Annotated in this window: 19 protein-coding genes and 1 riboswitch; of the genes, 15 read left to right on the plus strand and 4 right to left on the minus strand. The window is 73.9% G+C overall.

Going from position 1 to position 24,826, the window contains the following annotated elements; translation table 11 throughout:
- The first annotated feature begins 90 nt into the window (after positions 1-90).
- The 4 genes from G7063_RS03580 to pcrA all read left to right on the plus strand — a co-directional run bounded on the left by G7063_RS03580 (position 91) and on the right by pcrA (position 4,346).
- Positions 91-762 carry a response regulator transcription factor gene (locus G7063_RS03580; RefSeq protein ID WP_166413165.1) on the plus strand — a complete coding sequence of 224 codons (672 nt, stop codon included), beginning with the start codon at positions 91-93 and terminating at the stop codon, positions 760-762.
- Positions 763-840: 78 nt separating this feature from the next.
- Positions 841-1,197 (plus strand): hypothetical protein, encoded by a 357-nt coding sequence (locus G7063_RS03585; RefSeq protein ID WP_166413166.1) that lies wholly within the window; start codon positions 841-843, stop codon positions 1,195-1,197.
- A gap of 105 nt (positions 1,198-1,302) precedes the next feature.
- Positions 1,303-1,785 (plus strand): DUF456 domain-containing protein, encoded by a 483-nt coding sequence (locus tag G7063_RS03590; RefSeq protein ID WP_166413167.1) that lies wholly within the window; start codon positions 1,303-1,305, stop codon positions 1,783-1,785.
- Positions 1,786-1,835: 50 nt separating this feature from the next.
- Positions 1,836-4,346 (plus strand): DNA helicase PcrA, encoded by a 2,511-nt coding sequence (gene pcrA / locus G7063_RS03595; RefSeq protein ID WP_166413168.1) that lies wholly within the window; start codon positions 1,836-1,838, stop codon positions 4,344-4,346.
- 84 nt (positions 4,347-4,430) lie between these two features.
- Here pcrA and G7063_RS03600 read toward each other — a convergent pair whose 3' ends face one another.
- Positions 4,431-6,365 carry an NAD(P)/FAD-dependent oxidoreductase gene (locus G7063_RS03600; RefSeq protein ID WP_166413169.1) on the minus strand — a complete coding sequence of 645 codons (1,935 nt, stop codon included), beginning with the start codon at positions 6,363-6,365 and terminating at the stop codon, positions 4,431-4,433.
- Between the two features lie 282 nt (positions 6,366-6,647).
- On the opposite strand from G7063_RS03600, the gene G7063_RS03605 reads away from it, so the two are divergent.
- The 8 genes from G7063_RS03605 to G7063_RS03640 all read left to right on the plus strand — a co-directional run bounded on the left by G7063_RS03605 (position 6,648) and on the right by G7063_RS03640 (position 17,830).
- On the plus strand, positions 6,648-8,669 hold the full coding sequence (locus G7063_RS03605; RefSeq protein ID WP_166413170.1) for an acyltransferase family protein: 2,022 nt from the start codon (positions 6,648-6,650) through the stop codon (positions 8,667-8,669).
- 158 nt (positions 8,670-8,827) lie between these two features.
- Entirely contained in the window at positions 8,828-10,006 is a 1,179-nt protein-coding gene (gene sucC / locus G7063_RS03610; RefSeq protein ID WP_166413171.1) for an ADP-forming succinate--CoA ligase subunit beta, read from the plus strand.
- 33 nt (positions 10,007-10,039) lie between these two features.
- Positions 10,040-10,930, plus strand: coding sequence for a succinate--CoA ligase subunit alpha (gene sucD / locus G7063_RS03615; protein WP_166413172.1), 891 nt, complete (start codon positions 10,040-10,042; stop codon positions 10,928-10,930).
- A 146-nt stretch (positions 10,931-11,076) separates the two neighbouring features.
- On the plus strand, positions 11,077-12,759 hold the full coding sequence (locus G7063_RS03620; protein ID WP_206188202.1) for an ABC transporter ATP-binding protein: 1,683 nt from the start codon (positions 11,077-11,079) through the stop codon (positions 12,757-12,759).
- Positions 12,756-14,501 carry a thiol reductant ABC exporter subunit CydC gene (cydC, locus tag G7063_RS03625; protein WP_166413173.1) on the plus strand — a complete coding sequence of 582 codons (1,746 nt, stop codon included), beginning with the start codon at positions 12,756-12,758 and terminating at the stop codon, positions 14,499-14,501. The genes G7063_RS03620 and cydC overlap by 4 nt, the downstream gene beginning before the upstream one ends.
- A gap of 155 nt (positions 14,502-14,656) precedes the next feature.
- A complete protein-coding gene (locus G7063_RS03630) occupies positions 14,657-16,312 on the plus strand; it encodes a DUF6350 family protein (RefSeq protein WP_166413174.1) in 1,656 nt (551 codons plus the stop codon).
- Positions 16,313-16,369: 57 nt separating this feature from the next.
- Positions 16,370-17,026, plus strand: a complete 657-nt coding sequence (purN, locus tag G7063_RS03635) for a phosphoribosylglycinamide formyltransferase (RefSeq protein WP_166413175.1) — start codon at positions 16,370-16,372, stop codon at positions 17,024-17,026.
- A gap of 258 nt (positions 17,027-17,284) precedes the next feature.
- Positions 17,285-17,830 carry a hypothetical protein gene (locus G7063_RS03640; protein WP_166413176.1) on the plus strand — a complete coding sequence of 182 codons (546 nt, stop codon included), beginning with the start codon at positions 17,285-17,287 and terminating at the stop codon, positions 17,828-17,830.
- A 172-nt stretch (positions 17,831-18,002) separates the two neighbouring features.
- Here the strand turns inward: G7063_RS03640 and G7063_RS03645 are convergent, their stop codons facing one another.
- Both G7063_RS03645 and G7063_RS03650 read right to left on the minus strand, forming a co-directional pair.
- Positions 18,003-18,521, minus strand: a complete 519-nt coding sequence (locus G7063_RS03645; RefSeq protein ID WP_166413177.1) for a ferritin — start codon at positions 18,519-18,521, stop codon at positions 18,003-18,005.
- A gap of 50 nt (positions 18,522-18,571) precedes the next feature.
- A complete protein-coding gene (locus G7063_RS03650) occupies positions 18,572-19,522 on the minus strand; it encodes an NAD-dependent epimerase/dehydratase family protein (protein WP_166413178.1) in 951 nt (316 codons plus the stop codon).
- A 125-nt stretch (positions 19,523-19,647) separates the two neighbouring features.
- Between G7063_RS03650 and G7063_RS03655 the strand changes: the two genes are divergently transcribed.
- Together G7063_RS03655 and purH are read left to right on the plus strand one after the other, a co-directional pair.
- On the plus strand, positions 19,648-20,436 hold the full coding sequence (locus G7063_RS03655; protein WP_166413179.1) for a TetR/AcrR family transcriptional regulator: 789 nt from the start codon (positions 19,648-19,650) through the stop codon (positions 20,434-20,436).
- Between the two features lie 39 nt (positions 20,437-20,475).
- Positions 20,476-20,565: riboswitch (ZMP/ZTP riboswitch) on the plus strand.
- 35 nt (positions 20,566-20,600) lie between these two features.
- Positions 20,601-22,220, plus strand: a complete 1,620-nt coding sequence (purH, locus tag G7063_RS03660) for a bifunctional phosphoribosylaminoimidazolecarboxamide formyltransferase/IMP cyclohydrolase (protein WP_166413180.1) — start codon at positions 20,601-20,603, stop codon at positions 22,218-22,220.
- 493 nt (positions 22,221-22,713) lie between these two features.
- On the opposite strand, the gene G7063_RS03665 is transcribed toward purH, so the two are convergent.
- Entirely contained in the window at positions 22,714-24,216 is a 1,503-nt protein-coding gene (locus G7063_RS03665; RefSeq protein ID WP_166413181.1) for an FAD-dependent oxidoreductase, read from the minus strand.
- Positions 24,217-24,322: 106 nt separating this feature from the next.
- Here G7063_RS03665 and G7063_RS03670 point away from each other — a divergent pair, with 106 nt between their 5' ends.
- On the plus strand, positions 24,323-24,748 hold the full coding sequence (locus tag G7063_RS03670; protein WP_166413182.1) for a DUF3017 domain-containing protein: 426 nt from the start codon (positions 24,323-24,325) through the stop codon (positions 24,746-24,748).
- Positions 24,749-24,826 lie beyond the last annotated feature (78 nt).

The following is a 24,826-nucleotide window of genomic DNA, read 5'->3' on the forward strand; positions in this document are numbered from 1 at the left end:
CCGGGACCGGGGTCCGCTCCCCGACGGGAGCAGGTAGGGCACGATGGACCCCGGAGGCGTCCGCGCGGACGCCCGGGAGGACAGCCCCAGATGAACGTGCCCGAGCCCGACGGTCCCGTGAGCGTCGTCCTCGTCGACGACCACAACATGTTCCGCGCCGGCGTGCGCGCGAGCCTCGACGCGCGCGTCGACGTCGTGGGCGAGGCGGCGGACGTCGACGCGGCGGTCGAGATCGTCACGCGGCTGCGGCCGGCCGTCGTCCTCCTCGACGTGCACCTGCCCGGCGGCGCGGGCGGCGGCGGCGCTGAGGTGCTGCGTCGCTGCGCGGACCTGCGCGACACCACGAAGTTCCTCGCGCTGAGCGTCTCGGACGCCGCGGCGGACGTCGTCGAGGTCATCCGCGCCGGCGCGCGCGGCTACGTCACCAAGGCGATCGAGGGACCCGAGCTGTGCGACGCGGTCGTGAGCGTCGCCGGGGGCGACGCCGTGTTCTCGCCGCGCCTCGCGGGCTTCGTGCTCGACGCGTTCGGCACGGCGGCCGCGGACACGGCCGTGCACGACGACGAGCTCGACCGGCTCTCTGCCCGCGAGCAGGAGGTCATGCGTCTCATCGCGCGCGGCTATGCCTACAAGGAGGTCGCGGCGGAGCTCTTCATCTCCGTGAAGACCGTCGAGACCCACGTGTCCGCGGTGCTGCGCAAGCTGCAGCTCTCCTCGCGTCACGAGCTCACGCGCTGGGCGGCGGCCCGGCGCCTGCTGTGAGCGACCTCACCAGCATCTTCCTGACGCCGCGTCGTTTCAGGGTCGCGCCCTGACACCGGCCTTCCCTACGATGACGCCATGGACCTCGTCTACAAGATCTTCCTCATCCTCCACCTGCTCAGCTGGGCCATGATCCTCGGCGGCGTCGTCGTCTCCCTCAAGGAACCGCGCCTCGCCAAGGGCACCATGCACGCGGCGCTCACGGCGTTCGTCACGGGCATCGTCCTCGTGGGCCTGGCCGAGATGGGCGACGGCAAGGTCAACCACATGAAGATCGGCATCAAGACGCTCGTCACCATCGCCGTCGTCGTCATGACGATCCTCGGCGAGAAGAAGCCCGAGCGTGTGACGAAGGGCTACCTCCTCGGCCTCCTCGCGCTCATCGTCGTCAACGTCTCGCTCGCGATCGGCTGGGGCGAGAAGCACGGCGCCTGACGCACCCGCGGCACCCGCACCACCCGACGGCCCCGGCCGCGCCCCTCGGCGCGCCCGGGGCCGTCGCCGTCCCTGCCTCCGAGGGAGAGGTCGTAGCCTCGTCCTATGGAACTCTGGGGTGAGCTGCTCGTCGGCCTCGTCATCGTGCTGGGCCTGTTCGGCGTGCTCGTGCAGGTGCTGCCCGGCGGGTTCGTCGTGCTCGGCGCGATCCTCGTCTGGGCGATCTTCACGGGCGGGATCGCGTGGGCGGTGCTCGCGGTCGCGGCGTTCGCGACGGTGGCTGCGGCCGTCGGGAAGTATCTCGTCGCGGGGCGGTACATGCTGCGCAACGACGTGCGGTCCTCGACGCTGTGGTGGGGCGTCGTCGGCGGCATCATCGGGTTCTTCGTCATCCCTGTCGTCGGCATGCTCGTCGGGTTCCCGCTCGGTGTGTACGTCGCCGAGGCGACGAAGCGCGACTGGGACACGGGGGCGGCGTGGCGGGCGACGCTCGTCGCGCTCAAGGCGACGGGCCTGTCGATCCTCGTCGAGCTCTCGGGGGCGGTAGTCGCGACGGTCGCGTGGATCGTCGGACTCTTCCTCACGTGAGACGGCGGGCGGGGTCGGATGTCGGTGGCGCGGCATAGGCTGGTCCCGCTATGAGCTCACTCTTCGACTCCCTGTCCCTGCCCGGCTTCGACGACTCCGCGCGCCTGCCGTCCGTCGCGCCGCGCACGTGGACGGAGCCGGAGGCCGACGACGGGCTCGCGGGCCCCGACCCGGCGGACCTGCTCGTCGGGCTCAACCCGGAGCAGCGTGCTGCGGTCGAGCACGGCGGCTCGCCGCTGCTCATCGTCGCGGGTGCAGGCTCGGGCAAGACGCGCGTCCTCACGCACCGCATCGCGTACCTCCTCGCGACGGGTCGCGCCTACCCGTCGCAGATCCTCGCGATCACGTTCACGAACAAGGCGGCGGCGGAGATGCGCGAGCGCGTCGAGGCGCTCGTCGGGCCGGACGCCCGCCGCATGTGGGTCTCGACGTTCCACTCGGCGTGCGTGCGCATCCTGCGCCGCGAGCACGAGCACGCGGGGTTGCGCTCGAGCTTCTCGATCTACGACGCAGCAGACTCCCAGCGGCTCATGACGCTCGTGTGCCGCGAGCTCGACCTCGACCCCAAGAAGTTCCCGCCGCGGCAGCTGCTCAACAAGGTCTCCGACCTCAAGAACGAGCTCGTCGACCCCGAGGACTTCGCGGCGCGCTCGGGCCGCGAGGACGACTCGACGCCCGGCGGCGCCTTCGACTCGGTGCTCTCGCAGGCGTACACGCGCTACCAGGCGCGCCTGCAGGCCGCGAACGCCCTCGACTTCGACGACATCATCATGACGACCGTCCACCTGCTCCAGGCGTTCCCCGCGGTCGCCGAGCACTACCGGCGGCGGTTCCGGCACATCCTCGTCGACGAGTATCAGGACACCAACCACGCGCAGTACGTGCTGGTCAAGGAGCTCACGGGCACGGGCCCCGACGCCGAGCACCCGCACGCGCTGCCCGCGGGCGAGCTCACCGTCGTCGGCGACTCGGACCAGTCGATCTACGCCTTCCGCGGCGCGACGATCCGCAACATCCTCGAGTTCGAGAAGGACTACCCGCAGGCACGCACGATCCTCCTCGAGCAGAACTACCGCTCGACGCAGACGATCCTCTCCGCCGCCAACGCCGTCATCGCGCGCAACGCCGACCGTCGGCCCAAGAAGCTCTGGACGGACGCGGGCGACGGCGCGCAGATCGTCGGCTGGACCGCGGACAACGAGCACGACGAGGCCCGTTTCGTCGCCGAGGAGATCGATCGCCTCAACGACGCGGACGGGGTCCGCCCGGGCGACGTCGCGATCTTCTACCGGACGAACGCGCAGTCGCGTGCGCTCGAGGAGGTGCTCATCCGCGTCGGCCTGCCCTACAAGGTCGTCGGCGGCACGCGCTTCTACGAGCGCCGCGAGATCAAGGACGCCGTCGCGTACCTGCGCGCGATCGCGAACCCGGACGACGACGTCAACCTGCGCCGCATCCTCAACGTGCCCAAGCGCGGCCTCGGCGATCGCGCCGAGGCCGTCGTCGCGGACCTCGCGGCGCGCGAGCGCATCTCCTTCGGCGCCGCGCTCGCCCGGGCCGACGAGATCCCGGGCCTCACGAGCCGCACGACGAAGCCGCTCGCCGCGTTCTCCGAGCTCATGTCCGAGATGCGCGCGCTCGCGGACTCAGGCGCCAAGCCGGCCGACGTCCTCGCCGCCGTGCTCGACCGCACGGGCTACCTCGCCGAGCTGCGGGGGAGCGAGGACCCGCAGGACGCCACCCGCGTCGAGAACCTCGCCGAGCTCCACGCCGTCGCGACGGAGTTCAGCCAGCTCGACCCCGAGGGCGACCTCGCGGACTTCCTCGAGCGCGTCTCGCTCGTCGCGGACTCCGACCAGATCCCGTCGGCCGACGACGCCTCGGGCGACCGCGACGGCGCACCCGTCGTCGAGCAGGGAATGGTCACGCTCATGACGCTCCACACGGCTAAGGGCCTCGAGTTCCCCGTCGTGTTCCTCACGGGCATGGAGGACGGCACGTTCCCGCACCTGCGGTCGCTGCACGACGACGCCGAGCTCGCCGAGGAGCGACGCATCGCGTACGTCGGCATCACGCGGGCGCGCGAGCGGCTCTACCTCACGCGTTCCGCGGTGCGTTCCGCGTGGGGTCAGGCGCAGGAGTTCCCGCCGAGCCGCTTCCTCGACGAGATCCCCGAACCGCTGCTCGACTGGCGTCGCAAGGAGTCGTCGATGTCGGCGCTGCGCGGCGGCTCGCTCTACGGCGGGGCCTCACGCCGCGACGCCGACGGTTACCGGGGTGGCTGGGGCGACGGCGGCGGCCCGGGCGGCTCGGGCGCGCGCTCGAGCGTCGTGACGTCGCGCCGGGCGGACCCGCCCTCGCCGTCCTTCGGCTCGGGCACCAAGAACGACGGTCCCGCGCCGGACCTCGCCGTCGGTGACCGGGTCACGCACGACACGTACGGCATGGGCAAGGTCGTCACGGTCGAGGGCACGGGCAAGAACGCGGTGGCCAAGATCGACTTCGGTGCCGACGGCATCAAGCGCCTGCTGCTGCGCTACGCCCCCGTCGAGAAGCTCTAGCGCGCCCCTCCCCGAGCGACTCGTAGGTCTGGAGCACCATGCGATGGGGCTGGGAACCTACGAGTCGCTGGGGGTGCTGGACCGTCAGAGGGCGAGCGCCGCGAGGTAGCCCGCGTGGATCGCGTCGCCCGCCTTGCCCGGGGCCACCGCGTCGCCGATCGTGCGGACGTCGAGCCCGCGCGCGGCGAGCGCGTCGCCGAGCGTCGTGTCGGGCCGCATGCCGAACGCGAGCACGGCCGAGTCCGCGGGGACGACCGTCCGCTCGCCGCCGTCGGCCGGCTCGACGACCACGCCGGACCCGGTGATCTCGACGACGCGCGTGCCCGTGAGGGTCGTGACGCCCGCGGTCGCGAGTCCCGTGAGCAGCGAGACCTTGTTGTGGACGACCATGTCCTGCGCGATCGCACCGGTGAGCTCGACGATCGTCACCTCGTGCCCGTCGTGGGCGAGCTCGAGCGCGAGGTCCGCGCCCGAGAGCCCGCCGCCGCACACGACGACGCGCCTGCCGACCGGCTCGCCGCGGTGGACGTCGACGACGTCGACAGCGATCTCGGAGTCCGCCCCAGGGATCGGCGGGACCCATGAGCGGGCGCCCGATGCGACGATGACGGCGTCCGCACCCGCGAGCGCGTCGTCGTCGGGCGTGACCTCGTGCCCGAGTTGGACGGGCACGCCGAGGCGTGCAAGCTCCGCGTCCCAGTACGTGACGGTGCGTGCGAGCTCGGCCTTGAAATCGACGGCTGCGGCGGGCGCGAGGACGCCGCCCAGAGCGTCGGCACGGTCGTAGACCGCGACGTCGTGGCCGCGCTCGGCCGCGACGCGCGCGGCCTCGAGCCCGCCCGGGCCGGCACCGACGACGGCGACGCGCCGCACGATCGGCGCGGGCAGGAGGACACGGCTCGCCTCGTGGCCGGCCTCGGGGTTGACGGAGCACTCGACCGGCTTGCCGGCGACGACGTTGCCGATGCACATCTCGTTGCAGCGGATGCACGGGCGCACGGAGCTGCGGCAGCCGTCGGCGAGCTTGCGCGGCAGGTCGGGGTCGGCGATGAGAGGGCGGCCGAAGCCGACGAAGTCGACGACGCCCGCGGCGAGGGCCTGCTCGGCGACCTCGGGGGTGAGGTTGCCGCTCGCGGCGACGGGGATGCGCAGGGCAGGCTTCACGGCCTCGGCGTCGGGCAGGTAGACGCCGTCGCCGAGGTAGTACGGCGGGAACGCCCAGTCGATGGCCTCGTACGAGCCCGCGTCGACGAGGAGGACGTCGAGCCCCGCGTCCTGGAGGACGAGGGCGAGCTCGCGGCCCTCCGCCGCCTCGCGGCCGCCCGGGAACATGTGGCGCACGGAGAGGCGCATGGACAGCGGGAAGTCGTCGCCGGCCTCCTCGCGCACCGCGCGGATCATCTCGGTCGCGAACGTCGCGCGGCCTGCGGTGTCGCCGCCGAAGCGGTCGGTGCGGCGGTTCCAGCACGCGGCGAGGAACTGGTCGGTGAGGTAGCCCGTGTGCCCGTGGATGTCGATCGCGTCGAAGCCGGCCGCCAGCGCGCGTCGGACCGCGGCGCGGAACTTCGTGAGGATGTCCTCGACCTGCTCGGTCGAGAGCTCGCGGCAGCGCACGTCGGGCTGCGCGAGGGTCGGGTTGTCCGACGCCGACCAGGCGGGCCCGCCGTCGGGCGCGACGGGGATGACGCGGCCGAAGCCCGGCGTGAGGTTCGCGCCGATGAGCCCGCCCGCCGCGTGCACGGCCTCGACGGCAGCGCGCAGCGGCCCGACGTGCGCGTCCGTCGTGAGCTTGATGACCGAGCCCGTGTCGATGTCGTAGTCGTCCTGCACCTGGATCGACTCGGTGAACATGAGGCCCACGCCGCCGCGCGCCCGGGCGACGAGGTAGGCGACGCCGGAGTCCGAGATCGTGCCGTCCGGGAGCGCCGTGTGCGTGCCCATGGGCGGCATGAACGTGCGGTTGGGGAGCTCGAGGCTGCCCCATCGTGCGGGGGAGAGGAGGGTCGGGAAGGTCGTCACGGTTCGCTCCAGTGTGCGTGCGGTGCGCGGGTCAGCACCGACCCGGCTCCAGCTGAGTCTTTCGGCGTCGACGTCGTGCAGGCGGGGCCAAGGTCCTCATCCGGGCGGGCCGATGGTCCTTGAGTTCCGCCGCCGCGTCCGATCATCGCCAGGCCTGAGTCACCGGGGTGAAGGCCGCGTGTGCGCCAGGTGAGCACCCGCGTGCCGCACCGTGTGTCGTCGCCCGGAGCGGGGGAGGATCGGAGCAGGGAGCGCCAGGCGGCGCCCCGGGAGGGAGGCACCGTGCGCACCGACGGCCTGCGCGACACCGACCCGCGTCCCGCACGCCCAGGGCCGGTCCCGCCGCCTCCCGGAGCCGAGCCGGGGACCGTGCGACGTGCGCCCACGCCCCACGACGGGCAGGGTGCCCCGCACACCGGCAGCCAGCACCTCGGCGGGCTCGACGGCCTGCGCGCGGTCGCGGTCGTCGCCGTCCTCGTCTACCACCTGTGGCCCGTGGCGCTGCCGGGAGGGTTCCTCGGCGTCGACGTGTTCTTCGTCGTCTCGGGCTTCCTCATCACGACGCTCCTGCTGCGCGAGGCGCAGCGCAACCGCAAGATCGACCTGCCGCGCTTCTGGCTGCGCCGCGCACGGCGCCTCCTGCCCGCGCTCGTCCTCGTCGTCGCGACGAGCGCCGTCGCGGCCGCACTCGTCGAGCGCGACCTGCTCGTCGGCATCCGTCGTCAGGTGCTCGGTGCCGCGACGTTCTCGACGAACTGGCTCGAGATCGCGAGCGGCGGCAGCTACTTCGACCGCACCGCGCCCGTCCTGCTGCAGCCCCTGTGGTCGCTCGCGATCGAGGAGCAGTTCTACGTCCTGTGGCCGATCCTCCTCGTCGTGCTGCTCGTCGTCGTCCCGACGTGGCGGGGCAGGGCCGTGCTCGTCGGCGCGGGGGCGATCGCATCGGCCGTCGCGATGGCCGTGCTCGTCGACGCTGCCGACCCGACGCGCGTCTACTACGGCACGGACACCCACCTCGTCGGCGTCCTGCTGGGCGTCACGGGCGCGCTCGCGTGGCGCGCCGCGCACGACCGGCCGATCGTCGCGCCGTGGGCGCCGCCGGTCGCGCTCGCGGGCGTCGTCGCGGCGATGGTGCTGCTGCGTGACGACTCGCCGTGGACGTACCGGGGCGGCATCGCGCTCGTCTCGGCGCTCGCGCTCGTCGTCGTCCTCGGGGCGACGCGCCCCGGGCGCTGGACGCGCGCGCTCGACGCGACGCCGCTGCGGGTCGTCGGCGAACGCTCCTACGGCCTGTACCTGTGGCACTGGCCCGTGCTGCTCGTCGTCACTGCTGCGCTCGGCGCGGCGCCCGGCACGACGCTCTGGCACGTCGCGGCGGTCCTCACGCTCGCGGTGACGGTCGTGCTCACGGAGCTCTCATACAGGTACGTCGAGACGCCGGTGCGGCGGCTCGGGTACCGCGGGGCATGGCATGCGGCGCGGGAGCGTCTCGTCGTCGCGCGGCCGGCGCTCGCACGGACGGCGCTCGGCGTGCCCGTCGTGTGGGCGGCCGCGCTCGTCGTCGTGCTCGTCACGGCGCCGACGATGTCGTCGGCGCAGCGCATGATCGAGGAGGGGCTCAAGGCGCAGGGGCCGGCGCCGACCGCGCCGCCGTCGCAGACCCCGGCGGGAACGCCGACGGACAAGCCGTCGGGCAGGCCGACCGACGAGCCGACCGACAAGCCGACGACGGAACCCGCCGGGAAGCCCTCGACGCAGCCCACCGACAAGCCCCCGGCGAGACCCGCGACGAAGGGGCCGGTCGACGGCCGCGTCGTCTCGGCGTTCGGCGACTCGGTGCTCTCGGGCGTCGTCCCGGGCGTCCTCGTCCAGGTTCCGGGCGTCGCGATCGACGCGAAGCCGATCCGCCAGTGGCCGGACGCGGTCGGCCCCGTACGCGCCCAGTCAGAGGCCGGCACGCTGCGGGACAACGTCGTCCTCGTGTTCGGCACGAACGCGGGCCTGCACGACGACGCGCACAAGCAGGCGCTGCGCGACACGCTCGCGGCCCTCGGGCCGGACCGCAAGGTCGTCCTCGTGACGATCGTCGGCGTGAGCCGGTGGGTCGGGGAGTCGAACGACGCGTTGCGCGCGATCGCCGCCGAGCGTCCCGGCACGTACGTCGCCGACTGGCACGCCGTCGTCGGTCGGACCCCGGGCCTGCTCGGCGCGGACCGCACCCACGCGAGCATGAAGGGCATGACGGCGTTCGCGGAGCTCCTCGCGAAGACGCTCGCGCAGGCGGGCGTCCCGGCGGCACCCTGACGCGCACCGGCGGCGCGGGCCGCAGGGGTGGGCGGCAGCGCCCGGTGTGAGGTGGGTGACACGGGACCGAGGTCCCACGCCGGGCCGTAGCGGACTAGGGTGGAGACGATGTCTCGACGTCGAGACACTCATGCCGGTCGATGGAAGGACGAAGCAGGGTGGACCTGTTCGAATACCAGGCGCGCGACATCTTCGAGAAGCACGGCGTGCCCGTGCTGGGTGGCGTGGTCGCCACCACTCCCGACGAGGCCCGCAACGGCGCCGCAGAGCTGCTCGGACGCGGTGGTTCCCCCGTCGTCGTCGTCAAGGCCCAGGTGAAGACCGGTGGCCGCGGCAAGGCGGGTGGCGTCAAGCTCGCCCGCTCGGCCGACGAGGCCTTCGAGCGCGCCGAGGAGATCCTCGGCCTCGACATCAAGGGCCACGTCGTCAAGACGGTCATGATCGCCGAGGGCGCCGCGATCGCGCAGGAGTTCTACTTCTCCCTGCTGCTCGACCGCGCCAACCGCACGTACCTCGCCATGTGCTCCGTCGAGGGCGGCATGGAGATCGAGCAGCTCGCCGTCGAGCGCCCCGAGGCGCTCGCCAAGGTTGCCGTCGACCCGCGCGTCGGCATCGACGCGGCCAAGGCCGCCGAGATCGTCGCGGCCGCGGGCTTCGAGGCCGAGACCGGCGCGAAGGTCGCCCCCGTCCTCGTCAAGCTCTGGGACGTCTACAAGGGTGAGGACGCGACGCTCGTCGAGGTCAACCCGCTCGTCCTCACCGAGGGTGGCGACATCGTCGCGCTCGACGGCAAGGTGACGATCGACGAGAACGCCGAGTTCCGTCACGCCGACCACGCCGAGCTCGAGGACGCCGCGGCGGCCGACCCGCTCGAGGCGAAGGCCAAGGCTGCGGGCCTCAACTACGTCAAGCTCGACGGCTCCGTCGGCATCATCGGCAACGGCGCGGGCCTCGTCATGAGCACCCTCGACGTCGTCGCCTACGCGGGCGAGAACCACGGCGGCGTCAAGCCCGCCAACTTCCTCGACATCGGCGGCGGCGCGTCGGCCGAGGTCATGGCCGCGGGGCTCGACGTCATCCTCGGCGACGCCCAGGTGAAGTCCGTCTTCGTCAACGTCTTCGGCGGCATCACCGCGTGCGACGCGGTCGCCAACGGCATCGTCGCGGCCCTCGAGATCCTCGGCGACGCGGCGACCAAGCCGCTCGTCGTGCGTCTCGACGGCAACAACGTCGTCGAGGGCCGCCGCATCCTCACCGAGGCCGCGCACCCCCTCGTCACGCTCGCCGACACGATGGACGGCGCGGCCGACAAGGCCGCCGAGCTGGCCAACGCCTGACCCGCCTCACCGACACAGGAGAATCCACGAATCATGGCGATCTTCATCACCGAGGCGTCCAAGGTCATCGTCCAGGGCATGACCGGCTCCGAGGGCCAGAAGCACACGACGCGCATGCTCGCGTCGGGCACCAACATCGTCGGCGGCGTCAACCCGCGCAAGGCCGGCACCACCGTCACCTTCCCGCAGGGTGAGGGCACCGTCGAGGTCCCCGTCTTCGGGACCGTCGCGGAGGCCATGGCGGCCACGGGCGCCGACGTCTCCGTCATCTTCGTCCCGCCGGCGCACACCAAGGGCGCCGTCACGGAGGCGATCGACGCGGGCATGCCCCTGTCCGTCATCATCACGGAGGGCGTCCCGGTCGCGGACACCGCCGAGTTCTTCGCGCACGCGCAGGCCAAGGGCGTCCGCCTCATCGGCCCCAACTGCCCCGGCCTCATCAGCCCCGGGAAGTCCAACGTCGGCATCATCCCCGCCGACATCACGGGCCCCGGCAAGATCGGCCTCGTCTCGAAGTCGGGCACGCTCACGTACCAGATGATGTTCGAGCTGCGTGACTTCGGCTTCTCGACCGCCATCGGCATCGGCGGCGACCCGATCATCGGCACGACGCACATCGACGCGCTCGAGGCGTTCGAGAACGACCCCGAGACCGCCGCGATCGTCATGATCGGCGAGATCGGCGGCGACGCCGAGGAGCGGGCCGCTGCCTACATCCAGGAGCACGTCACGAAGCCGGTCGTCGGCTACGTCGCGGGCTTCACGGCCCCCGAGGGCAAGACGATGGGCCACGCCGGCGCGATCGTGTCCGGCTCGTCCGGCACCGCGCAGGCGAAGAAGGAGGCCCTCGAGGCCGCCGGCGTCCGCGTTGGCAAGACCCCGTCGGAGACGGCCGCGATCATGCGCGAGATCCTCTCCGCCTGACGCCGCCGCACACGCACGACGACGGCGCCCGCCCGGTCTCCCGACCGGGCGGGCGCCGTCGTCGGGACCTAGGTCCCCTCGGCGACGGGCCAGCATGCTTAGGCTTACCTCACCTTCGATCTGACGCACTGACAGGACATCGTGTCGTGACCTCACGCAGCCGCTCTGCGCGGACCATCGCCGTCGCCTGGGCGGCGACTCTCGCAACAGCCGGCGTCTTCCTCGTCGTCGGAACCCTCCTCGACGACGCCCTCGAGGGACGCACGCCCGGCGCGGAGCCCCTCGTGCTCGGGCTCGCCCTCGCCGTCGTCGCCGGGATCGCGCAGGGCTGGGTCGTCCGCGAGGGCGCCCACCGCCAGGCCGACATCGAGTCCGAGGCGCGGCGCGCGGTCGTGCGCACCGTCACCGATCTCGGCCCGGCCGCGCTCGTCGGTGAGCGCACGGGACGCATCGTCTCGACCGCGACCGACGCGGGCGAGCGCGTCGGCATCAACCGTGGCACGTTCGTCGCCCCCGCGATCGCGAGCGTCACGAGCCCGCTCATCGTGCTCGTCGTCGTCGCGGTCATGCTCGACGTCCGCACCGCGCTCCTCCTGCTCCCCGCGGTCCCGCTCGCCCCCGTCGTCGTCGGCGGGTTCCAGCGGCTCTTCCAGCGGTCGTCGACCGACTACCGGAAGGCCTCGCGACGCCTCGCCGCGAGCTTCCTCGACTCGATCCAGGGCCTCACGACCCTGCGCCTCCTCGGGGCGGGCGAACGCCGGGCGCTCGAGCTCGCCGCGGCCGCCGAGCGGGTGCGCCGCGCGGTCATGCGCATGCTCCTCGGCAACCAGCTCATCATCCTCGTCGCCGACACGGTCTTCTGGATGGGCTTCGTCGGCCTCGCCGCGTGGCTCGCGACCCTCGGCGTCCGCGACGGCGCGCTCACGCCGGGTGAGGGCTTCGCGCTCGTGCTGCTCGCGACGCTCCTGCTCGATCCGCTCGACCGGATCGGCCAGTTCTTCTACATCGGCATGGCCGGCCGTGCCGCGGGCAAGGAGATCGCCGCGTTCTGCGCGCGCGAGCCGCTCGTCGCCGACCCCTCCGACGCGGGCCGCACGGCGGACGTCGAGGAGGCCGGCATCGCCGTCGAGCTCGACGCCGTGACCTTCGCGTACCCGGACGGCACGCCCGTGCTCGACGGCGCGCGCCTCACGGTCGCGCCGGGCGAGCGCGTCGCGCTCGTCGGACGCTCGGGCGAGGGCAAGTCGACGATCGCCGACCTCCTCGCCGGGACGTGGCTGCCCGCTGCGGGCGAGGTCCGGCTCGGTGGGGTCGCGACCTCGGACCTGCCGCGTGCCGAGGTGCGTCGGCTCGTCGCGACCGTCTCCCAGAGCACGTACCTCTTCACGGGCACGCTCGCCGAGAACCTCCGTCTCGCGGCTCCGGACGCGACCGACGACGTCCTGTGGGCGGCGCTCGAGGTCGCGCACCTCGCGGGCGACGTCCGCGCGATGCCGCGCGGCCTCGCGACGCCCGTCGGCGAGCGCGGCCTCAGCCTCTCGGGCGGTCAGGCGCAGCGCCTCGCGATCGCGCGCGCAGTCCTGCGCGACGCACCGATGCTCGTCCTCGACGAGCCGACCGCGCAGATCGACCTCGCGTCCGAGGCCGAGGTCACGGCAGCTCTCGCCGCCGCGAGCGTGGGCCGCACGGTCCTTACGATCACCCACCGTCCGAGCGCCGTCCGACCGGGCGACCGCGTGGTCCGGCTCGCAGCCGGACAGATCGACGACGCCGTCCGGGTCGACGCCGCAGGCGCCACCCCCGCACCGACCGAGGAGGGGCGGGCATGAGGCGCGCCGACACCCGCAGGCTGCTCGCGCTCACCCGGTCGGTCCTGCCGCCGCTGCTCGGCTCCCTCGTCATGAGGTTGCTCGGGCTCGCGACCGGCGCGGCCCTCCTCGTCGTCGCCGCGCGCGCGGTCGCTGACTCCGCCGCAGGCCGGGCCCCGGGCGCGTGGGCGGTCCTCGGGACGCTCGCGCTCGTCGCGCTCGGCAAGGGGGCGGCGCGCTACCTCGAGCAGTACCTCGGCCATCTCGTCGCGTTCCGCTCGCTCGCGATCCTCCGCGTCCACTTCTTCCGCACGCTCGAGCCGCAGGCGCCCGCCGCGACGGACGGCCGCCGCACGGGCGACCTCGTCGCACGCGTGACGCGAGACGTCGACCGTGTCGAGGTGTTCTTCGCGCACACGCTCGTGCCCGCGACCTCCGCGGTCATCGTCGGCGTTGCCGGCCCGTTCGTCGTCGGCGCGTGGACGCATCCCGCGCTCGGGGTCGTCACGGCTGTCGCGTTCGCGGTCTCGGGACTCGCCGTGCCGAGGTGGCGCGCGCGTCGCACCGACGGTCTCGCGCGCGACCTGCGCGTCGCGCGCGGCCGCCTCGCGCAGCATGTCACCGACGACGTCCAGGGCGTGCGCGAGATCCTCGCGTTCGACGCGACCGAGCGGCGGCTCGCCGAGCTCGACGGCCTCGGCGAGGAGTCGGGCCGGGCGCTGCGCGGTGCGGGCGACGCGGTCTCCGTGCGGCGCGCCGCCGGGACGGCCCTCGTGCCCGTCACGGTCCTTGTGCTCGCATGGGTCGGCGCCGGTCTCGTCGCCGCAGGCTCGCTCGGCTGGCCGGAGCTCGTCACGGCCATCGCCCTCGTTCTCGGGCTCTTCCCTGCGCTCACGGGCGTCGAGGAGTTCGTCGCCGATCTCGACCAGGCCTTCGCGTCTGCGCGCCGCCTCTTCGAGATCACGGACGCACCGCCCGCGACCGCCGATCCCGCGGACCCGGTCGCCCTCGCCCCGGCAACGGGCGGCCGCGCCGTGCGCTTCGAGGGGGTGCGTTTCGCCTACCCCGCTCCCGACGACGCCCGGGCGCTCACGCCCGCGCTCGACGGCATCGACCTCGACCTCGCCGCGGGGTCGACGACGGCGCTCGTCGGAGCCTCCGGCGCAGGCAAGTCGACCGTCGTCCAGATGCTCCTGCGCGCCTTCGACCCCGACGTGGGTCGCGTGGCGCTCGACGGCACCGACGTGCGGGACCTCACGCTCGCCGACCTGCGTGCGCAGGTCGCGCTCGTGCCGCAGCGGCCCTACCTCTTCCACGCGACCCTGCGCGAGAACCTCCTGCTCGCCCGGCCCGCAGCGACCGACGCGGAGCTGGCCGACGCCCTCGCGCGCGCCCGCCTCACGGACGTCGTCGAGGGCCTCCCGCAGGGTCTCGACACGCGGGTCGGCGAGCACGGCACGCGACTGTCGGGCGGGCAGCGGCAGCGCGTCGCGATCGCGCGCGCGTTCCTCCAGGACGCGCCCGTCCTCGTGCTCGACGAGGCGACGAGCCAGCTCGACGCGACGACCCAGGCCGGGATCACGGCGGCGCTCGCCGAGCTCGCAGCCGGGCGCACCGTCGTGCAGATCGCGCACCGGCTCGAGACCGTGCGCCACGCGGACCGGATCGTCGTGCTCGACGCGGGTCGCGTCCTCGAGTCCGGGACGCACGACGAGCTCGTCGCCTCCGACGGCGCGTACGCGGCGCTCCTCGCGCGCGGCTGAGCGGGGCGCGGGCCGGGCGCTGGCGGCCGGTACGTGCGGCAGGAAGGTCGCGCGTGGCCGCGCGCGGGCGTTGCTGTGACGTCGCGACGCCGCTGTGACGTCGCCGGAGCGTGTCGCCCGCGGCCTGCGGCCCCGCAGTGGGCGACGATGGGACGATGAGCGCACCGACAGGAGCGCTCGCCGTCCTCGGACGCCGCCGCGGCCGCGTCATCGACGGCGGGCCCGCACCGCACCGCACCGAGCACACCCCCTGGCTGTCGGGGGTCCTCGCGGCCGTGCAGGCGTGCGTCCTCACTGTCCTGCTCGTCACGCTGCCCGCGCTCGTCGTCTTCGTGCTGTCGTCGGGCGACCCGTCGAACGCCGACGTCAGCTGGTACGCGTCCGTGCAGGTCGGGCTCGCGCTGTGGCTGCTCGCGCACGGCGTGCCCGTCGCGGTCGGCGGCACGATGATCTCGATGGTGCCCCTCGGGCTCTCGCTCCTGTGCGCCTTCGTCCTCCACGCGTCCGCGCGCCGCACCATGCGGCCCGTCGGCGCGGCCTACGGCGCTGGCATCGCGACCTATGCGGTCGCGTCCGTGCTCCTGGTGCTCGCTGCGGGGCTCGCAGGCGGCCCGCAGCTCGTCATGGCGGGGATCGGCGGCGCTGTCCTCGCGGCGCTCGGCCTCGGCGCCGGCTACGTCACGCATCCCGACGGGCCGCGGCTCGCGGGCGCGCTCGAGCCGCTCACGTCGCGGCTGCCCGCCTGGCTGCGGCTCGGCATGCGCGCGGGGCTCGTCGCGGCGGCGCTCGGCATCGTGGCGGCGACGGTGCTGCTCGTCGTGTGGATCTTCGCGGGGCGTGGGCCCATGCTCGACATCGTCGAGCAGCTCGGCGTCACGGGCTTCGACGCGGTCGTCCTCGCGGGTGCGCAGGCGATGTTCGCCGCCGACCTCGTCGTGTGGGCGCTCGCCTGGGTCACAGGCGTCGGCTTCTCGTTCGGCACCGGCACGCTCTTCTCACCGACGACGGCGGTCGTCGGCCCCATGCCCGTCGTCCCGCTCGTCGGCACGATCCCGACGGGGCAGCCCGCTGCCGCGTGGGTCGTCGTCCCGGCGGTCCTCGTGCTCGTCGGCGTCGTCGCCGGGGTGTTCGTGCACCGGCGCGTGCCGGACCGCCGCTGGACGACGCTGCTCGGCTCGCTGCTCGCCGTCGCCGTGACCTCCGGCGTCCTGGTGGGCGTCCTCGTGTCGCTCGCCTCGGGCGGCGTCGGCCCGGGCCGCATGCAGCAGGTCGGCGCCGACGCCGTCGTCGTCGGCCTCGTCGTCGCGGGGGAGGTGCTCGTCGGCGCGGCGCTCACGGCGGTCCTGCTGCACCCGGCGACGCTCGCGTGGTTCCGCAGGCTCGCAGGCAGCGCCCGCGCCGCGGTGCGGCGGGACGGCGCTGCTGTGGCGGGCGGGGATACCGCCGACGGTGCTGCGACGGGGACGACGGGCGACGGCTCGGACCGCGCCCGCACGGGCTCGTCGTCGGCGACGGGAGCGTCGTCGTCGACCGCGCGCACGACCGGGACCGCGCGCACGACCGGGACCCCGCGCTCGAGCGCGACCTCGCGCACCGCCGGGACCTCCAGGACCACGGCGTCCTCGCGCACTGCGGGTACGACCGCGACGACGGGCACCTCCGCGACGACGCAGACCGCCGGCACCGGCGCGAGCGCCCGGACCGCGCGCACGACGCTCACGACCCCGACGACGCGCACCGTCGTCACGGGCCGCACGACGTCGTCCGCGCCGAGCTCCACGACGAGCGCGAGCGCGCCCTCCGCGGGCTGAGCCCTCCGGGCACGGACCGCCGCGCGGCGAGCGTGACCGCGCCGCTACCGTGGTGCCGTGAACGACTCCAGCATCGCGCCCCACCCCTCCGCCGCCGGACGGACCGACGTCGTCCGCCTCGTCGTCCTCGTCTCGGGGACCGGCTCGAACCTGCGCGCGCTGCTCGACGCGCACGACGACCCCGCCTACGGGGCGCGCGTCGTCGGAGTCGTCGCGGACCGTCCGGGCATCGGCGGGCTCGACCACGCGCGGGACGCGGGCGTGCCGACGGCCGTCGTGCGCGTCGGCGACTTCGGCACGCGCGCGGAGTGGGACGCGGCCCTCACGAAGGCCGTCGCGGTGTTCAGCCCCGACTGGGTCGTCTCGGCGGGCTTCATGAAGATCGTCGGCGAGGCGTTCCTCGCCCGCTTCGGCGGGCGCACCCTCAACACGCACCCCGCGCTGCTGCCGTCGTACCCGGGCGCGCACGGCGTGCGCGACGCGCTCGCGGGCGGGGCCCGCGTCACGGGGGCGACGATGCACGTCGTCGACGCCGGCGTCGACACGGGTCCGATCGTCGCGCAGGTCGCGGTCGACGTCACCGACGACGACATCGAGGAGACGCTGCACGAGCGCATCAAGGTCGTCGAGCGGGCGATGCTCGTCGAGAACGTCGGACGCATCGCGCGCGGCGGCCTCATCGTCGATGGCCGCCGCACGCGCATCGGCCGCTGACGCGTTCCGACTCGTAGGGCCCCAGCACCGTTCGATGGTGCTGGGGCCCTACGAGTCATCCCAGCGAGTCGACTCGTAGCGCGTGTGCACACTGCGTGGGCAGCGTTCGAGTGTGTCGGGATGCTACGAGTCGGGGCGGGGTGGCCGGACGGGACCGACCACCCGCCCAGCTCAGCCAGGTCAGCGCCCTGGCGGTGACCCGCCTACCGTCCGCGACCGGCGTAGCGTGAGCCGCAGACCGACGACCGAAGGAGCACGATGGACGAGAGCCAACTCGCGCCCGGTGAACTGCTGCTGCGCCTTGCGGCGCTCGAACGCGGTCAGGCCGAGCCCGTCGTCGTGGCCGTCGACGTCGGTGAGGCGGTGCCGGACCACGCACGTGGCTCGATCGCGACCCTCGCGCTCGTCGGAGGCCGCACCGTCGTCGTCCCTCTGGTGGTGAGCGACGCCGGGCTCGAGGCGGCGGTGTCCGGTGCACTGGGTCCGGTGGCGCCGCGCGTGTGGACGCCGAAGCGGTTCCCGAAGGAGCCGATCACGCCGCGCGAGAAGTGGGTCGAGCTGCTCGACGACCTCGGCGGCTGGTACGAGATGCTCGGCCGCATGCGTCCTGGGCTGGGGCTCGCGGCGATCCGTCGGGATGTCGTGCTGCGTGCGGGAGCGGTCGCGCGGGTCACGGTGACGGACGGTCGCCGGAGTGCGGTGACGGAGGTGCCGCTGGACGACGGGCTCCTCGTCGTCGGTCTCCCCGACGATCTCGCGACGTCGTTCGACGCTCTCGCAACCCCCGACCCCCTCGACTCGTAGCGTCCCTGCACGCTCCCGCGCACGCGGTGTGCGCGGCGGAGTGTGCAACGGTGCTACGAGTAGCCAGAGGGTTTCGACTCGTAGGCCCTCAGCACCATCGAACGGTGCTGAGGGCCTACGAGTCGTTCTCGGAAGGTGCTGCGGCGTGCTGCGCTGCAGCGGGGAGCCGGGGTCAGTCCGTCGCGGCGGCCGGGTCCGTGCCCGGGCGCGAGCCGAGCTGGTCGTCGATGCGCAGCAGACCGGAGCCGTCGTCCCCGACGAGGCGCAGGCGGCCGAGGATCTCCCCGACGCTCGCCTCCTCCTCGACCTGCTCGTCGATGAACCAGTGGAGCAGAGGGACGACGTCGATCTCGCCGACCTCGTGCGCGAGGCGGTAGAGGTTGCGGATGGACTCCGAGACCTTCTTCTCGTGGGCGAGGGACGCCTCGAAGCACTTGACGACGCTCGACGTGTCGATGATGGGCGACGCGATCGCGCCGATCTGCGGCGCGAGACCGCGGTCGGTCGCGTGCGCGGTGAACTTCGCGGCGTGGACGCGCTCCTCGTCGGACTGCAGGCGCATCCAGCGCGCCATGCCCGGCAGGTCGTGGTCCTCGAGGGCGATCGAGAGCTGGAGGTAGGCGATCGACGACTCGAGCTCGAGCGTGATCTGGTCGGCGAGGGCGGCGGCGAAACGCGGGTCGATGCTCATAGGTCGACGGTAGTCGTCGTCCGCCGCCCGCGCGAGGAGGTCCGTGCTGCTCACCGGGCACGGACGTCGTCGCGCCACCAGGCGATCGTCGCGTCGGCGATCGTCTCCCACGGGGTTGGCGCGAGCCCGAGCACGGCCTCGCTGCGGGTCGAGTCGAGGATCCACGGGGCGTCGTGCTGGTGGGCGACGCGCCCGAGCTCGCGCATCATCGGCACGACGAGCCCCACGGCGCGGACGGCGGTGCTGGGCAGGGCGGAGATCGTCGGGAGAGGGACGTCGGCCGCGGTCGCGAACCGCGCGGCGAGCTCACGGAACGTGAGCGGCTCCGGGCTCGGCGCGTGCCAGGCGTGGCCCCAGGCCGCGTCGGTCGTTGCGGCGGCGATCATCGCGTCGGCGAGGTCGGGCAGGTAGGTCCAGGAGTGCGGGGCGTCGGCGGAGCCGATGGGTCGCAGCGTGCGGCCGGCGAGGAGGGGTGCGACGAGGCGTTCGCCGGCGTGCGCGGTGGCGCGGGCGAGGGGGCCGACGTAGTCGGACCCGCGGATCTCGGTGACGCGGAGGTCGCCGGCCTCGTGCCGGGCGAGCGCGGCGCGCCAGACGTCGGCGCGGGTGCGGCCCTTGGCCTCGGTCGCGACGAGCGGGTGGTCCTCGGTCATGGGGCCGGTGGGGCGGCCGTAGGCGTAGAGGTTGCCGGCGAGGACGACGTCGGCGCCCGCGCGGGCGGAGGCGTCGAGGATGCTCGCCGTGAGGGTCGGCCACGTCTGCGGCCAGCGGTGGTAGGGCGGGTTGGCGCAGACGTGGACGACGCCTGCTCCCCGGATGGCGGCGAGCAGGGCGGTCGGGTCGGACGCGTCGGCGCGGACTTGTTCGACGTCGGGGGCGCCGTCGGTCGAGGCTCCGGAGCGGGTGACGACGCGGACGTCGTGCCCTGCCTCGAGGAGGCGGCGGGAGAGGGTCGCGCCGACAGGTCCGTGGCCGAGGACGGCGTGGAGGGTGGTGGTCATGGGGGCTCCTCGAACGAAGTGTGAGCGGTGCTCTCTGTTGTGAGCAATGCTCGCTCAGCTGTGGCGGCGCGGTCAAGAGCAGTGCTCTCGTTGCGGAGCGGTGCTCAGTCGCGAGACCATGCGGCATGCCCTCCACGCCCCGCACCGCACGCGAGCGCGCCCGGGCCGCCGTCATGGCGGACCTCCTCGTCGCAGCCCGCGCGCGCCTCGCCGCCGACGGCCCCGCCGGGCTCTCGCTCCGCGCCATCGCCCGCGACCTCGGCATGGTCTCCTCCGCCGTCTACCGCTACGTGCCCTCCCGCGACGCGCTCCTCACGCTCCTCGTCATCGACGCCTACGACGCGGTCGGCGACGCCGTCGAGCACGCCCACGCGACCTCGCGCGCCGCCGGGCACACCCCCGCGCGCACCTGGCTCGAGGTCGCGCGCGCCTTCCGCATGTGGGCGCTGGGCGACCGCAGCGCGTTCGAGCTCGTCTACGGCACTCCCGTCCGCGCGTACGAGGCCCCGCAGGACACCGTGCGCGCCGCGATCCGGCTCTGGCTCGTCCTCGCCGCCGTGCTCGACGCCGGCCTCGCCGACGGCACGCTCGACCCCGCCGGCCCCGAGCTCACGCCCGACGCCGTCGCCCGCACCGTCACGCCCATGACGTTCGCCCACGCGGGCCTCGGCCCCGACGCCCCCCACAAGCAGCCCGAGGCCGCCGCCGCCGTCGCGCGCTCCCTCACCCTCTTCGCGGGCCTCGTCGGAGCCGTCTCCGCCGAGCTCTTCGCCCACACGCGGGGCGTCGCCGCGGACGACGGGCACGCGTACGACGTCACCGTCGCGACCCTCGCCGCAGGCGTCGGCCTGCGCGTCGACCCTGCTGATCTCGACGCTGCCGATGCCGACCCTGGGAGCGCCCCGCAGGCGTGACGGGCGTCTCAGCCCCGGATCGGTGCGGCCCGCTAGGATGGTTCCGGTCGTGACTGGCGCAGGTGGGGTGAACCACCGGGGAGCGGCCGAGGTTCGCGTCGAGGTACGCCGCCCGCCTGGGCGTCCCGGCACACCCGCCGTCCGCGAACCCCGAGGAGCCCCTCATGTCCGCCGCCCACACCCCCGCCCCCGCGCTCGCGGACGACGCCCGCCGCCCAGTGCGCCGCGCCCTCGTCTCCGTCTACGACAAGACCGGTCTCATCGACCTCGCCCGCGCTCTCGCGGACGCGGGCGTCGAGATCGTCTCGACCGGCTCGACCGCCGGCACGATCGCCGCCGCGGGCATCGCCGTCACGGGCGTCGAGGAGCTCACGGGCTTCCCCGAGTGCCTCGAGGGCCGCGTCAAGACGCTCCACCCGCGCGTCCACGCGGGCATCCTCGCGGACACCCGCAAGCGAGACCACCTCGCGCAGCTCGACGAGCTGGGCGTCGTGCCCTTCGAGCTCGTCGTCGTCAACCTCTACCCGTTCACGGCGACCGTCGCGTCGGGCGCGAGCCCCGACGAGTGCGTCGAGCAGATCGACATCGGCGGCCCCACGATGGTGCGTGCGGCCGCGAAGAACCACCCGTCGGTTGCCGTCGTCACGGACCCTGCGCAGTACGGCTCGGTCGTCGCGGCGCTCGGCGCGGGCGGCTTCACGTACGCCGAGCGCAAGGCGCTCGCGACCGCCGCGTTCATCCACACGGCGTCGTACGACGTCGCGGTCGCGTCGTGGATGGGCTCGGTCGTCTCTCCGACGGACGCGGTCGAGGTCGACGGCGAGCAGGTCTCGACGGGCTTCCCGTCGTGGATGGGCGGCACGTGGACGCGCGCGGACGTCCTGCGCTACGGCGAGAACCCGCACCAGCGCGCCGCGCTCTACGTCGACGGCTCCACGGACGGGCTCGCGCAGGCCACGCAGCTGCACGGCAAGGCCATGAGCTACAACAACTACGTCGACGCCGACGCCGCGTGGCGCGCCGCGCACGACCACGGCGAGCAGCCGACGGTCGCGATCATCAAGCACGCCAACCCGTGCGGCATCGCGGTCGGCACCGACATCGCCGACGCGCACGCCAAGGCGCACGCGTGCGACCCGCTGTCCGCGTTCGGCGGCGTCATCGCGCTCAACGACGTCGTCTCGCCGCAGGCCGCGCGCCAGATCGCGGAGGTCTTCACCGAGGTCGTCGTTGCACCCGGCTTCGAGCCCGAGGCCCTCGACATCCTTCGCGCCAAGAAGAACGTGCGCCTCCTGCTCGTCGACGCGGCGCCGTCCGCGCCCGTCGAGACGCGCCCCATCTCGGGCGGGATGCTCGTCCAGGCAGTCGACCGCCTCGACGCGGCGGGCGACGACCCGACGACGTGGACGCTCGCGACCGGCGAGGCCGCCGACGACGCGACGCTCGCGGACCTCGCGTTCGCGTGGCGCGCGGTGCGTGCCGTGAAGTCGAACGCGATCCTCCTCGCGACCGGTGGGGCTTCGGTCGGCGTCGGCATGGGCCAGGTCAACCGTGTCGACTCGTGCCGCCTCGCGGTCGAGCGTGCGGGCGAGCGTGCGGCCGGGTCCGTCGCCGCGTCGGACGCGTTCTTCCCGTTCGCCGACGGCCTCCAGGTCCTGCTCGACGCCGGCGTGCGCGCCGTCGTCCAGCCGGGCGGGTCCGTGCGCGACGACGAGGTCATCGCCGCCGCGGCAGCCGCCGGGGTGACGCTCTACCTCACGGGCACGCGCCACTTCGCGCACTGAGCCACTCATCGACGACGGCCCTCCCGCGCACCGCGCGCGGGAGGGCTGTCGTCGTCGCGGAGGCGTTGCCGTTGAGTCATCGCCGTTGAGTCGTTGCCGTGGAGCCGCAGCCGCGGCGCCCTCCCTGCTGGCGCCGAAGTGGCTCGATAGCCTATCCGTGCGTGTGAGGTGGCCCGATCGGCTATCGAGCCATGAGCACCATCGTTCGATAGCCGATCCGTACGTGTGACGTGGTCGGATCGCCTATCGAGGAGCGCTGGGGTGGGTGGGGCTGGGCTAGGGCCCAAGGGGAGGTGCTCGATAGCCGATCCGTACGTGGGAGCTGTCCGGATCGCCTATCGAGGAGCGCGATCGTGGACCGGGCCAGGTGGGTGGCCGAAGGGGTGGTGCTCGATAGCTGATCCGTACGTGTGACGTGGTCGGATCGGCTATCGGAACACTGGCGAAGGTGGGGCGCAGGGGCCGGGGGCTCAGCGCAGGGGCGCTGGGATGGTCAACGCAGAGGGAGCGTCGGGTCCGCAGCGCGGACCGGGTCGAGGCGGGGGAGCGACGGCGCGCGGAAGAGGCGGCGGGCAGCCGCGACGTCGCGCGGACGGTCGACGACGAGGATCCCCGCGAGGGCGCGCAGGCCGTCGTCGTGCGTCGCGCTCGCTTCGTGCGTCGCGCCCGCGTCGTGCAGCGAGTCCGGGTCGTGCAGAGCGCCCGCGTCGGGCAGCTCCGCATCGGGCAGATCCGTGCCCGACGGTTCCGTGCTCGACGCCTCCCCGCTCGACGGACCTTCGCCGACGAACCACAGCGCCGCCCATCCCTCGTCGCCTGCAGGGTCGCCGCGCAGGACGGGAACGGTGCCAGAGGGGCGCTCGCCGAACATCGCGACCTCGTGCCCGAGCATCGTCGAGAAGACGTACGGCACGGGGTCGGCGAGCACGGCGGTCGGGTCGAGCAACGCGCGGACCGCGAGGTCGGGCGTCGTGAGCGCAGCGTCCCAGTGCCCGCTGCGGACGAGGCCGCGGTGCGAGACCCGGACGGCGGCATCACCCACGACGCGGACGCGGGCGAGCGGCCCCGACGTCGCCGTCACGTACGGGTCGGCCGTCGAGAGCGACCCGAGGTCGAGACCATCGGGCACCTCGCCGACGGCGAGCGGGCGCATGCCGCTGTCGACGACGACGTCGCCGTCAAACATCGTCGCGAGCATGCCAGTGAGCGACCCGTCGGGCAGGGGAGCCGGCCGTGCACCGACGGCCGCGAGCACGACGTCGGCGTCGAACCTGCGTCCGTCGGTGAGGATGACGCCGTCGGGCTCGACGGCTGCGACCGCCGTCTCCGTCAGCAGCGTCACGCCCGCCGCCGCGAACCACGGGGCGACGAGCGCACCGTCGGAGCCGAGCGCGGACGCGAGCGGGAACGGGGCGGCCTCGACGACCGTGACGTCGGCACCCGCCGCTGCCGCGACCCCCGCGACCTCCGAGCCGATCCACCCGGCGCCGATGCACACGAGCCGCGGCCGCTCGCGCCCGCCGAGCAGCGCGCGCAGCCGGACGGCGTCGTCGTGCGTGTGGAGCGTGAGCGCGTGCTCCCACCCCGGGACGGTGCGGGCGCGTGACCCGGTCGCGAGGACGACGGCGTCGACGACGAGCTCGTCGTCCGTGCCGTCGGAGCCCGTCGGCACGAGCGCTGCCCGGAACTGCTCGCCGTCGATGTCGATCCGCGTGACCCTGGTCCCGAGCAGCGCGTCCACGTCGAGCGCTCGGAGGTCGATGCCGAGGTCCTCGCCGAGGTCGACGTGCCAGCCGTCGTCGAGCAGGTGCTTCGACAGCGGCGGCCGGTCGTACGCAGCGTGCGGCTCCTCGCCGACGAGGTGCACCGGGCCCGCGTGACCGTGCTCGCGGAGCAGCGCCGCGGTCCGGAGCCCCGCGAGACCTGCGCCGACGACGAGCACCGACGCGTCGGACGGCAAGGGGGCTGCAGGCTCGAACAGGTGCGTCTCGGTCACGACCCCACCGTAGTCGCGGGTCACGTGCACGTCGGGGTGGCGTGCGGCACAGCTGCACCGTGGGACGCGGGTAGGCTCGGACGTCGTGACGTCACGAGGAGGACCGATGGGCGAGGGCGCGCAGCCCGGGCAGGACCCGGCAGTCGCTGGCGACCCGGTCGTGCCCGACGACGCCCCGTTGTCAGACGACGCCCCGTTGCCCGAGGACGCACAGCTGCCGGAGGACGCGGTCGTCCCTGCGCACTTCGACGACGCCGAGCAGGCTGCGCGTGCGATCGCGCCTCGTCGCAACGTGTGGATCTGGGTGAACGTCGGACTCGTCGCGGTCGTCTGCGTGCTGGCCGTCGTGGCGGGGCCGCAGGTTGCGGCGCTCGCGCTCGCGGCGCAGTCGGCGCTCGCGGGCATCGTGCGGCTCGTCGTGCGCGAGCCTGTTGCGGGCCTCGAGGTCCGCAGCCGCTGGCTCGACGTGGGGTTCTACCTCGGTGCGGCGGTCGCGCTCGTCGCGCTCGCGCTCACGGCGCCCGTCGACTGACGAGCCCACGCACCCGACGACTCGGAGGGCTCCCGCACCGTTCGAGTGTGCAGGAGCGCTACGAGTCGCGGCGCATGA

Origin of the sequence: Sanguibacter sp. HDW7 (assembly GCF_011300875.1) — a bacterium.
Lineage (GTDB): Bacteria > Actinomycetota > Actinomycetes > Actinomycetales > Cellulomonadaceae > Flavimobilis.

What these genes read in the sequence shown, in the direction of transcription:
- pcrA (WP_166413168.1), top strand. Translation starts at nt 1,836, where the DNA reads ATGAGCTCACTCTTCGACTCCCTGTCCCTGCCCGGCTTCGACGACTCC.
- G7063_RS03655 (WP_166413179.1), top strand. Translation starts at nt 19,648, where the DNA reads ATGCCCTCCACGCCCCGCACCGCACGCGAGCGCGCCCGGGCCGCCGTC.
- G7063_RS03630 (WP_166413174.1), top strand. Translation starts at nt 14,657, where the DNA reads ATGAGCGCACCGACAGGAGCGCTCGCCGTCCTCGGACGCCGCCGCGGC.
- G7063_RS03645 (WP_166413177.1), bottom strand. Translation starts at nt 18,521, where the DNA reads ATGAGCATCGACCCGCGTTTCGCCGCCGCCCTCGCCGACCAGATCACG.
- G7063_RS03640 (WP_166413176.1), top strand. Translation starts at nt 17,285, where the DNA reads ATGGACGAGAGCCAACTCGCGCCCGGTGAACTGCTGCTGCGCCTTGCG.
- cydC (WP_166413173.1), top strand. Translation starts at nt 12,756, where the DNA reads ATGAGGCGCGCCGACACCCGCAGGCTGCTCGCGCTCACCCGGTCGGTC.
- G7063_RS03670 (WP_166413182.1), top strand. Translation starts at nt 24,323, where the DNA reads ATGGGCGAGGGCGCGCAGCCCGGGCAGGACCCGGCAGTCGCTGGCGAC.
- G7063_RS03590 (WP_166413167.1), top strand. Translation starts at nt 1,303, where the DNA reads ATGGAACTCTGGGGTGAGCTGCTCGTCGGCCTCGTCATCGTGCTGGGC.
- G7063_RS03585 (WP_166413166.1), top strand. Translation starts at nt 841, where the DNA reads ATGGACCTCGTCTACAAGATCTTCCTCATCCTCCACCTGCTCAGCTGG.
- sucD (WP_166413172.1), top strand. Translation starts at nt 10,040, where the DNA reads ATGGCGATCTTCATCACCGAGGCGTCCAAGGTCATCGTCCAGGGCATG.
- purH (WP_166413180.1), top strand. Translation starts at nt 20,601, where the DNA reads ATGTCCGCCGCCCACACCCCCGCCCCCGCGCTCGCGGACGACGCCCGC.
- G7063_RS03580 (WP_166413165.1), top strand. Translation starts at nt 91, where the DNA reads ATGAACGTGCCCGAGCCCGACGGTCCCGTGAGCGTCGTCCTCGTCGAC.
- G7063_RS03650 (WP_166413178.1), bottom strand. Translation starts at nt 19,522, where the DNA reads ATGACCACCACCCTCCACGCCGTCCTCGGCCACGGACCTGTCGGCGCG.